Source organism: Streptomyces sp. NPDC037271 (assembly GCF_055603605.1).
Genome location: NZ_JBVJVN010000010.1, coordinates 11,850 through 22,223, shown reverse-complemented (window position 1 = coordinate 22,223; position 10,374 = coordinate 11,850). Strand labels below are relative to the sequence as shown.

The window sequence follows — 10,374 nt, the reverse complement described above, 5'->3', positions numbered from 1 at the left end:
GCACCCACCCCAACCACCACACCCCACAAGTCTGGGACACCCCCCCCCCCCCCCCCCCCCCCCCCCCCCCCCCCCCCCCCCCCCCCCCCCCCCCCCCCCCCCCCCCCCCCCCCCACCACCGCGTTCACGCCTCCTTGGGAGCCGCCTGCTGCACCACCTCGAAGGACCACACCGTGGACCCGCTCGCCGCGGGCTTCGGGCGCTCGCCGCCCTCCGCGCCACCGCCCTGGTGCGCCGCCTTCATCGGCCCCTCCATCCAGGCCTGGAACGACGCCTCGTCACGCCAGCGCGTGTAGACGAGGTAGTCGTCGGTGCCCTCCACCGGCCGCAGCAGCTCGAACCACTCGAACCCGTCGGAACTCTCCACGGCATGGGCCCGCGAGGCGAAGCGCTTCTCCAGCGTCTCGCGCTGCTCGGCGGGGACGGTCAGTACGTTGATCTTGACTACGCTCATGGGCACCATCCTGCCGTATGCCGCGGTCAACAAGGATCGCGCCAGACCCCGAGCTCCGGCCTCTTCAGCATCGAGGACAGTCCGAGCCGGCGTGACTCGGGACAGAATCCCCGGGTCGGCTCGCTGTACTCCACATGGAAGACCGCCTTGCCGGCCTCGACGAACGGCGTGAGCCGCGCGCACTCCCCGTACTCGGCGCACTGTTCGTTGACCGCGAAGTCGAAGTCGTCCACCAGCTGCGGGATCTGCGGCAGGTCGTTCTTCAGGCCCACCGCCAGACCGCGTTCGTGGGCGATGCCGGCGATCATCCGGTTGTACGCCAGCTGGTCCCGCGCGGTGAGCGGGAAACCGGTCCTGTTCCCGTACCCCTCCACCAGGTCGGGCTCCACCGCGTCGAAGCCCTTGTCCCGGCACATGTCGAACCGCCGCTCCATGATCGGCCGCAGTACGGCGATCCGGCGGATGTCGAGCCAGCGTTCGCCCCGCCAGCCGTTGGGCTCGCCCAGCACCGTACGGGGAAAGGCGTCCCGGTCGGGCCGGAAGTCCTCCCAGGCGCCCACGTTGACGTAGCAGATCACCTTGCGGCCGGCGCGGTGCAGCCGGTCCACGTCGGCCGCGTCGTTCTCGAAGCCGTCGATGTCGTAGACCGGGACGTCGGCCGACGGATCGACCCGGCCGTCGAGCTGCCACTGCCAGGCCAGCCCGGGCCGGGGCTGCCACACCGCGGTGGCGGACGGGCCCGGCGGCGGTGTGCCGTCCGCACCGGCACACCCGCTCACCGCCGAGAGGGTGAGCGCCGCCAGCAGCGCGGCGAGCGCCCGCCCCCTCCTCATCGCTCCGCCCCGGTCAGTACGGGGGTCAGGCGGGCCCAGGGGTTGGGTGGCTCGCCGGTGACGGGCCCGGAGACCGCGGCACCGCGCTCGTGCGCGGTGCGTACGGCGAGCGGGACCAGCGCCTCGGGCACCCCGTACACCAGGTGGCAGAAGCGCTCGGGCGGGTGCCGCAGCGTCCAGTCCGGCCGGCTGAACGCGGACACGTAGGCGGACCAGGACCCCTCGAAGGTGACGACGAGATCGGCCAGCCGTGCGTAACCCGGTGCCGGGTGGACCCCCGGGTTCAGCACGACGGGAGCCGATCCCTGTCGGCGCAGACCACGCACCAGCGCTCTGCAGGCGGGCAGTTCGGTCGCGGCCGAACTCACCCGGTCCAGGAAGCAGCCGTCGGCCCCGTACCACTCCCGGTGCCGCCCGGCGTCCTCGGCGACCTCGGCCGCCGGACGCGTCCCGTAGTCCGTGTCGACGTAGCCGAGCAGGCGGGCGCCCGCCGCCCGCAGCGCCCCGGCCGCCGCGGCGAAAGCGGGATCGGGCGCACGGCCCGGCCCGTTCGCGGGGTTGATGACGACCCCGTACGTGCGGTCGGCCGCCGTGATGAGCCGGTGCCAGGAGCCAGGGTCCTCGGCCGGGTGGACGTACAGCGGGATCAGCAGGCTCACGACGGCCGGTCGCCTTCCGTGGTGAGGGACGCCGGCCGGGCGCCGGCCGACCACAGCGCGGCCAGCGACTCGTCCAGCGAGTACGACGGCCGCCAGTCGAGGGCGGCCCGGGCGGCGGTGATGTCGGAGCACTGCCAGGACACCTGCTCCGAGCGGGCCGAGCCGGCGCCCTGTTCCTCGATCCGGCCGCGGAAGCCCGCGGTGTCCGCGAGCGTCCGCACCAGCCGGCGCACCGGCACGGCGTCGCCGCCACCGATGTTGAGCAGGCGCGGCAGCGGCCCGGTCGCGGTGACCGCGCGTTCGACCGCCCGCGCGACGTCGCGTACGTCCACGAAGTCCCGGTACGCCGACAGGTCGCCCAGCCGGAGCACCGCCTCCGGGTCCGTGCCCGCCGCGCGCAGCAGTCCGGTGACCCGGCCGGGCAGGCCGGTGGGCGGCGCGCCGGGTCCCACCGGGTTGCCGACCCGCAGGACCACCGCGTCCAGTTCGGAGGTGGCGACCGTGACCGTGCCGGCCAGCTTGGTGGCCCCGTAGGCGGACAGGGGCCGGGTGGGCCCCGACTCCGGCACCCTGACCCGCTCCGCCCCCGGCCCGTACTCCGCGGCCGAACCGAGGTGGATCAGTCGCGCCGCGGGACGGGCCCGGCGCAGCGCCGCACAGAGGACGGCGGGGCCGCGGGCGTTGAGCTCGGCGAGCGTCACCGGATCGCCGCCGGTCGCGCCCGCGCAGTTGACGACGGTGTCGACGGCCGCCGACGCCAGAGCCTCGGCAAGCCGGTCGACAGGGTCGCCGGCGAGGTCGACGGTCACGTCGGCGGCGGCGGAGCGGCCGCCGCCAAGGACCCGCGCGCCGGGCAGGGCGCGCAGCCGCTCGGCGACGTGGGCGCCCAGATAGCCGGTGGAACCCAGGACGAGAATGCGCATGCGGTGCTCAGGCTCCCTTGAGCAGCAGGGACTTGCGGCTGGTGAACTCCGCGTTGGCCCGGTCGTAGTCGTCGGGACGGCCGATGTCGAGCCAGTAGCCGTCGAAGTCGTAGGCGTGCGGCGGGTTGCCGTCCTTGAGCAGGTCCAGCACCAACTCGTCGAAGCCCAGCGGTAGTCCGGCGGTGTAGCCGTCGAGTGTCGCCCGGGTCAGTCCGTACACGCCCATGGAGACGCGGTAGTCCATGCTGGGCTTCTCGGTGAAGGCGACGACCCGGCTCGCGTCGGTGGTCAGGACTCCGAAGTCGATGTGCACCTTCCTGGCGTACGTGGCGATGGTCAGCGGCGCACCGGAGGCGCGGTGCCGGCCCAGGACGTCGGCGTAGTCGAGGTCGGTGAGGATGTCGCCGTTCATGACCAGGAAGTGCTCCGGCAGCCGCTCGCGCATGGTGAGCAGCGGCCCCATGGTCCCGAGCGGGCTCTCCTCGGTGGCGTAGTCGACGGTCAGACCCCACTGCGAGCCGTCGCCGACGTAGGCGCGGATGATCTCACCGAGGTGGCCTATGGCGATCGTGCAGCCGGTGAACCCGGCCGTGGCGAGCTGGCGCAGGACGATCTCCAGGATGGCGTGCTGGTCGCCGATGGGCACGAGCGGCTTGGGCAGCGCGGTCGTGTAGGGCCGCAGCCGGACGCCCTTGCCTCCGGCCAGGATCACTGCGTGCATGAGGTTCCCCCCTCGGTCAACGTGCCGGTCGTGGTCAGATGTTGTAGATGCCGGTCTTGTAGCGGGCGAGGTTGCCCGGGTCGCGGAAGAACTCCACCGTGTGGGCGAGGCCCTGCTCCAGGTCGTGTGCCGGGCTCCAGCCGGTCGCCGCCCGCAGCCGGCCGGCGTCGGCGACGAGCCGCATCACCTCGGAGTTCGCGGGCCGCAGACGCTGCGCGTCCTCCCGTACGTCGAGCGCGGTGTCCATCACCTTGCCGATGAGCGCCACCAGGTCGCCGACGGAGATCTCGCCGCCGGTCCCGGCGTTGAAGGTGCGGCCCACGACCCGCTCGGCGGGCGCGGTGCCGACCGCGAGGAACGCCTGCGCGGTGTCCTTGACGAAGGTGAAGTCCCGGGTGGGGCGCAGGTCCCCGAGGGTGATGGTGCGTTCGCCGGCCGCGACCTGGCCGATGACGGTGGGGATCACGGCCCGCATCGACTGCCGGGGGCCGTAGGTGTTGAAGGGCCGCAGTGTCACCACCGGGGTGTCGAAACTGGCGTGGTAGCTGTCCGCCAGCCGGTCCCCGCCCGCCTTGGACGCGGCGTACGGCGACTGCGTGTTGATGGGGTGGTCCTCGGTGATCGGCACGGTCTGCGCGGTGCCGTACGTCTCGCTGGTGGAGGTGTGCACCAGCCGGGGCGTGCCCTGGGCGCGGACCGCCTCCAGGACGTTCAGCGTGCCGGTGACGTTGGTGTCGACATAGCTGTGCGGTGCCCGGTAGGAGTACGGGATGGCGATCAGGGCGGCCAGGTGGTAGACGCAGTCGGCTCCCTCGACGAGGTGGCGGACCGAACCGGGGTCGCGGACGTCGCCGAGGACGATCTCGACCTGGTCGAGGACGTCGGGGGAGAGGGTCTCCAGCCAGCCGTAGGAGGAGAAGGAGTTGTACTGCGCCATGGCCCTCACCCGGTGGCCGGAGGCGACGAGCGCCTCGGTGAGGTGGGAGCCGATGAATCCCTCGGCTCCGGTGACGGCGGCGAGCGGTGTGGCGGTCACGCGGGATCCTTCCGGTCGATGGTCGATGGTCGATGGTCGATGGTCGATGGTCGATGGTCGATGGTCGATGGGTCGGTGGGTCGGTGGGCCGACGATGTAGGGGAGGCCCGTCCGGGCCCCCGTCGGTACGGCGGTTCCGCCGCGGGATCACCCATGGGCGGCAGGCCGGCCCAGCAGCCACAGCACGCATACGGTGAGACAGAGCGCGGCGGCACCGCAGCACGACGACAGGGCGGTCGCCGGGCCCGGTGGCAGCCCTGCCAGGGTGACCGACCCGGCGCCGCCGGCCGCCGCGAGACACAGCGCGGCCGGCGGCCAGGCCACCCCGAAGGCCTGGAGCAGCAGGGAGGTCCACAGCACCGTCGCGAGCAGCAGCAGCGTGACGGGCTCGGCGTCGACGAGCAGCGCCGCCGGCAGCAGCGGACCGAGGTAGGCCAGCAGGCAGCCGGCGAGCACGGCCGCCGACCGCAGCCGGAAGCCGGCCGGGGTGCCGGTGGCCCGCAGCGCCGCCACCGACAGACCGCGGTAGCGGTACAGCAGCCACTCGGCCGGACCCATGCTCAGGGTCAGCACGATCACCGCCCACGGCTGGTGACGGCCCGCCAGGAACACCAGCGTGCCGGCGGCCAGACCGAACAGACCGTACGGCAGCGAGCGCAGCGGCCGCGGGCGGGCGGCGTCCGGTACGGGCGCGGACGCGAGGGTGCCGCGCAGCGCCCAGCCGGCCGCGACCACGGCGCCGAGCAGCGACAGCAGCGGCAGCCCGGCCCGTACCACTGCCCCGGGCTCCCACCACGGCAGCGCCGCCGCACCCGCGATCACCGGCGCGAGCGCGGCCAGCAGCAGCCGCTCCCGGCCCAGTACGAGCAGCACACCGGCCGCCGCGAGATACCCCGACTGAGCAGTCACGGCCAGCGACGTGGCACCCGACCCGGCGAGGACCGCCCCGGCCCCCGCCGCCGCCACGGCGCCCAGCGGCGCCCCCTTGAGGAGAGTGCGGCCGGCCTCCCGCCGTCCCGTCGCCAGCCGCAGGTAGGCCCGGTGGCCCAGCGCCTGGTTCCAGGCCCAGGACAGGAGCCCCGCCACCACCAGCGCCCGCACCGCGCCGCCCTCGGTCAGCAGGCGCCCGGCGAGCGCGTAGGCGAGACCCGGCAGTGCGAACAACGCGCCCCGCAGCGCGCACCGCACGTGGTCGGGCCGCCAGGGGTCGGCGGGGCGCGGGGGATCGGGGAAGGTACGCGGTATGCGCTCGTACAACGCCGTGGCGAGGGAGAACAGGTCGGAGTGCCCGTACCGTTCCCGGATCACCTCGCCGGTCATCCCCTCGGACTCCAGCAGCGCGGCCACCTCGTAGGGGTGGACCGCGGGCGCGATGCGGTCGGCCAGCTCGGCGGCCAGCCGGTCGACCGCGTCGCGCCGGTCGTCGCCGCCGGGGCGGACCAGGGCGAGCGTGTGCTGGTCGGCCGCGCGCAGGGCGAGTGTGCGGTCGTCGGCGAGGCGCAGCGCCAGCGTGTCCTGCTCCGCGCCACCCGGTTCCAGGGCCATGGGTCCGCTCATCCGGTCGCGCTCCTCACCGGCGTGCCGATCGCCGTCGCGAACGCGTCCTCTTCTTCGACGGCCACCGGGTGCGCGGCCGTACCGCCGAACGCCGACAGCTGCAGGTAGATGGACCGGAAGGTGTCGATGGTCTGGCGGAGCGTGAACTGCTCGATCACCCTCAGCCGGGCCGCCTCGCCCATCGACCGGCGCCGCTCGCCGTCGCGCAGCAGCTCCAGGGCCGCGGCGGCCATGGCGGCCGGATCGCGCGGCGGCACCACGAGACCGGTGTCGCCGACGGCCTCCCGGACGCCGCCCACATCCGTGGAGACGGTCGCCCGGCCGCACGACATGGCCTCGATCAGGGTGAAGGGGAAGCCCTCGCTGATGCTGGAGAGCATCACGACGTTCCCGGCGGCGTAGGCGTCCTTGATGTCCTCCACCCGGCCCTCGAAGGTGACCGCGTCACCGTGCCCGAGCTGGGCCGCCAGCGCCTCGCAGCGCTCCCGGTAGGCCTCGCCGCCGCGCGGGGTGCCGCCGAACAGCCGCAGCCGCGCGGCGGGCACTTCGGCCCGTACGAGGGAGAAGGCGCGGATCAGTGTCTCCAGGTCCTTGATCGGGTCGACCCGTCCGGCCCAGCTGAGCACGGGCTGTTCGGGCTCCGGTCCGGCGGGCGGGAACGCGGCCGGGTCCACGCCGTTGTAGACCGTGCGTATGGACTCCGGTGCGGCACCGCCCTGTTCCTCCCACAGCCGGTTGTAGCGGTTGCCCGGTGTGATCAGGGCGGCCCGGCGGTAGGTCTCCTCGGCCAGCAGCCGGAAGAAGCCCAGCAGGAGGGCCTTCACCGGCCAGCGGTAGGGGGCGGTGCGGTAGCCGAGGTAGCGCTCGCGCAGGTAGACGCCGTGTTCCGTGAGCAGCAACGGCACACCGTGCCGCTCCAGTCCGGCCAGGCCGGGCAGGACCGCGACACCGCCGCTGACCGCGTGCGCCACGCCCTCTTCCGGGTACGGCGCGGCCAGTGGGCGCAGGGCGTGCTCCAGCAGCGCGGTCGCGGTCACCGCGTCGTGCAGGGTGGGCCGGGCCTCGCGCACGGCCAGGCCCGGCCGGTTCCAGACCGCCGTCAGGACGCCGATCGCCCGGTCCCCGCGCAGGAACGGACTGAGCCGCCCGTCGGCGGCGGCCCGCGCCAGCCGGTACAGGGCGGGGCCGAAACCGTCCTCGGCGCGCGGGTCGAGCAGCGCGGACACGAACCGTTCGTAGGCGTCGGCGAGCCGGTCGCGCTCCCGTCCGCGAGGCGCGCGCCCCTGCGGAGCGGGCCCCCACATGGGGACGGAGACGACGCGGGAGACGTGCTCGGGGATGTCCCAGACCAGCGGTTCGCGCCCGGTGCCGGTGACGGCCGTGACGTCGAAGTCGAGGTCGGGCATGCCGGTGACGAGTTGGTCGCACCAGACGCTCACGCCGCCGTGGCTGTGCGGGTAGGTGCCTTCGGTGAGCAGGGTGACGCGCGACGCGCCGGAGCGTCGCGCGCCGTGGTGAACGTGCATGGATGTGCTCCACGGCCGAGGTGGGGTGTGTTCGGGCCTTCGGTGGTGGTGCGGCGCTCAGCGCTGCGCGCCGTACGGCACCGGCTCGGTCACGCCTGCCGGCACGCGGGTGGGTGGCGCGGTGGGCGTGGTGGCGGTCGTGCCGTCGGGGAGGGTTGCCGGGGTTTCGGTGACCGCGGCCGAGGACGGCAGGGTGAGGGAGAGCGCCCCGTCGGCCGTCGGGGTCCAGCCGGAGAGCGCGCCGGCGTAGGCGTCGCCGAAGCCGCTGTCCCCGCGCAGGGTGCCCGCGGGCATCGTCGCCGTCACGGCCACGCCGTTCGGTGCCTGAACGGTCACGGTGTCACCGACGCGGTAGGCGGTGACCTGGCCGGCGTCGACCGCGCTCCGCCAGGCGGCGCGGCGCTGCATCTCGACGCCGATGTCCTCCATGCGGAGGTTCACCACGGGGGTGCTGTCTGCGAACAGGTCCTGGTAGCCGCCCAGGACGCCGTCGAGGACGGGGTAGGCGATGCGGTCCTCGGCGAGGTTCGACTGGTGGATGAAGTGCGGCTTGGGATCGTTGGACAGGACGTGCCCGAGCGCGATCCGTGTCTCCAGCGGCACGATGTGCTCGGCGTAGCCGGTGGCGGTGTCCAGCGGGGCGGACAGGCATGTGGAGGTGGCGGGGTTGTCCTCGCAGATGCCGCTGCCGCCCTGGGCGCGGCCGGTGTAGATCCAGTTGTACTCGTCGACCTGCTCGGCCGCCCGTCCGGCGTTGTAGAAGACGTTCATCGGGTAGCGGGAGACGGTCGTGGCGGTGCCGACCTGCCGCTGGACGGGGTCGCGGGAGTTGTCCGAGGCGAGCCAGGCGATGCCGTTGTCGGCGAGGGCGGGGCCCAGGTTCGGGTTGTCCTCGGGCTGCTGCGGGGTCACCTTCAGGCCCGAGTGCTCGCCGGTCACCAACTCGTCGTTCTCCAGCGGCAGTCCGGCGCTCTCGCCCCAGACGCGGTTGGTGGCGATCTCGTCGGCGATCTCGTTCCGGCTCATCCACTGGGTGCTGCCGTCGGGGTCGGTCGCGCACTTCCACGGGACGACGCTGGTGTCCTGCCGGCAGCCCAGGAAGGCGTGCGTGTAGGTGTGGTTGATCCAGCGGAACCGGTCCCGGTCGGCGATCAGCTTGTCGGTGAGCGGGTCGGCGCCGTTGTTGTCCTGTCGGTGGTCGACGCTGCCGGAGCCGTTGTAGGCCAGGTCGAGCGTGAAGTCCCGGCTGTCCTGCCAGGCGGTGGCGTGCTCGACGTCGGCCGGGACCATCCGGATGGGGTTCGGTGTGCCCTCGCCGGGCGGGCAGTCCACGTCGCCGGGCGTGCAGTTGAGCTCGGTGTCCCAGCGGTCGTCGGCCGCGAAGACGTCGTCGACGTGCACGGCGAAGTAGTTGCGGCCGGCGCCGAGATGGACCCCGCCGGTCATCCACTCCACGATGCCCCGGGCGAGCAGCCGGAACTGCTGCTGGTGCTGGTTGTAGACGAAGGTGACGACGAGTTCCCGCCGTCCGTCGTGCCGGTACTCGCCCACCAGGGTGCCCTTCGTCGCCCGCCCGGGTATCGCGGCCTGGACGTACGGGACGAAGTCGGCGCCCGGCGCGGGTGTCGAGAGATAGGCGTAGGACTCGCCCACGGTGGGGGAGTTGTCCTCGAACGGAACCGCCCCGTCCAGGTAGCCGAAGGGGCCGGCCAGCCCGGCCTGCGTCACCTCCGCGCGGACGCCGTCGACGCTGCCGGCGTACCCGGTGCCGACCGCGTACTGCAGCCCGACCTCGGGGCGCGCGTAGGTGTACGCGTCGACCTGCGGAATCGCGTACGTCTGCTCGTAGGACGCGAGCGCCGCCATCTCGGCGGAGTTCGCCGGGAACGGGTTGTCGTTGGGCAGGACGACGGCCTGGAACTTGGCGCGCGGCCGTCCGTCCACGGTGTCCGCCAGGAACCCGGCGTCGATCACGGGCCGGCCGGCGTCCTGGAGGTCGACCTCCGTGTACGGCGTGCCCGCGGTCTCCAGTTCGGCGGCGATGGCGTCGGTGGCCGGCCCTCCGTCGCTCACGACCAGCACGCGCAGGTCGACGCGCGGTGTCGGGGCGTCGGCGTGGGCCGGACCGGCCGGCAGCCCGATCGACGCGAGCAGCGCGCTCACTGCGAGTGCCGTAGTGCGAATGGTCCGCTTCATGCGGTGTGATTCCCTCCCCCGGGCAGGGGTGCACCCGCTCCTGCGGAGCACGCCCCACCCCATGACCACGCCGTCGCCCCCCTGAGACGCCGGTCGTCGACGCTTCCGTCGCGTCACATAGTGAGGCTCGTGTGGAGCTTTTGTGTGCCTGCTGCGGAACTTGACGGAAAAGCGTATGTGTCTATTTACCCGGAACGAGTGGGGTCGTGCGGGGCCGGTGAACGCCGGGCCGCGCGCGGCGGACCGTCTCGGCAGGCCCGTGTACTGCTGCGAGCCGGAAGGCGGCGGGCCCGGAACCCCGGACTCCGTAGGGCGTGTGTGTCAATGGTCTCGACCAGTGCGCTGACCGGGGGTGGAGCGAGATCAAGTCAATCGTGATGTTGCTCGCGCCGACGGCGGGGGGGGGGGGGGGGGGGGGGGGGCGGGGGGGGTGGGGGGGGTGGGGGGGGGGGGGGGGTTCGCCGGTGTT

9 protein-coding genes are annotated in these 10,374 nt (G+C 73.5%); all 9 read right to left on the bottom strand.

Annotated elements, in window-relative coordinates:
* Window positions 1-124 precede the first annotated feature (124 nt).
* A complete protein-coding gene (locus tag ACZ7G3_RS18715; protein WP_219179743.1) occupies window positions 125-454 on the bottom strand; it encodes an antibiotic biosynthesis monooxygenase family protein in 330 nt (109 codons plus the stop codon).
* Window positions 455-480: 26 nt separating this feature from the next.
* Window positions 481-1,287, bottom strand: a complete 807-nt coding sequence (locus ACZ7G3_RS18710; RefSeq protein WP_470926847.1) for an endo alpha-1,4 polygalactosaminidase — start codon at window positions 1,285-1,287, stop codon at window positions 481-483.
* A complete protein-coding gene (locus ACZ7G3_RS18705; RefSeq protein WP_470926845.1) occupies window positions 1,284-1,946 on the bottom strand; it encodes a spherulation-specific family 4 protein in 663 nt (220 codons plus the stop codon). Before ACZ7G3_RS18705 ends, ACZ7G3_RS18710 begins: the two co-directional genes overlap by 4 nt.
* Window positions 1,943-2,869, bottom strand: a complete 927-nt coding sequence (locus tag ACZ7G3_RS18700; protein WP_470926844.1) for an NAD-dependent epimerase/dehydratase family protein — start codon at window positions 2,867-2,869, stop codon at window positions 1,943-1,945. The genes ACZ7G3_RS18705 and ACZ7G3_RS18700 overlap by 4 nt, the downstream gene beginning before the upstream one ends.
* Before the next feature lie 7 nt (window positions 2,870-2,876).
* Entirely contained in the window at window positions 2,877-3,590 is a 714-nt protein-coding gene (locus ACZ7G3_RS18695; RefSeq protein ID WP_426597578.1) for a nucleotidyltransferase family protein, read from the bottom strand.
* A 34-nt stretch (window positions 3,591-3,624) separates the two neighbouring features.
* On the bottom strand, window positions 3,625-4,626 hold the full coding sequence (locus tag ACZ7G3_RS18690) for an SDR family NAD(P)-dependent oxidoreductase (protein ID WP_470926843.1): 1,002 nt from the start codon (window positions 4,624-4,626) through the stop codon (window positions 3,625-3,627).
* A 147-nt stretch (window positions 4,627-4,773) separates the two neighbouring features.
* Window positions 4,774-6,183, bottom strand: a complete 1,410-nt coding sequence (locus tag ACZ7G3_RS18685; RefSeq protein WP_470926841.1) for a hypothetical protein — start codon at window positions 6,181-6,183, stop codon at window positions 4,774-4,776.
* On the bottom strand, window positions 6,180-7,709 hold the full coding sequence (pelF, locus tag ACZ7G3_RS18680) for a GT4 family glycosyltransferase PelF (protein WP_470926838.1): 1,530 nt from the start codon (window positions 7,707-7,709) through the stop codon (window positions 6,180-6,182). The genes ACZ7G3_RS18685 and pelF overlap by 4 nt, the downstream gene beginning before the upstream one ends.
* A gap of 57 nt (window positions 7,710-7,766) precedes the next feature.
* Complete coding sequence (locus tag ACZ7G3_RS18675) at window positions 7,767-9,905, bottom strand: hypothetical protein (RefSeq protein ID WP_470926836.1); 2,139 nt, start codon at window positions 9,903-9,905, stop codon at window positions 7,767-7,769.
* Window positions 9,906-10,374 lie beyond the last annotated feature (469 nt).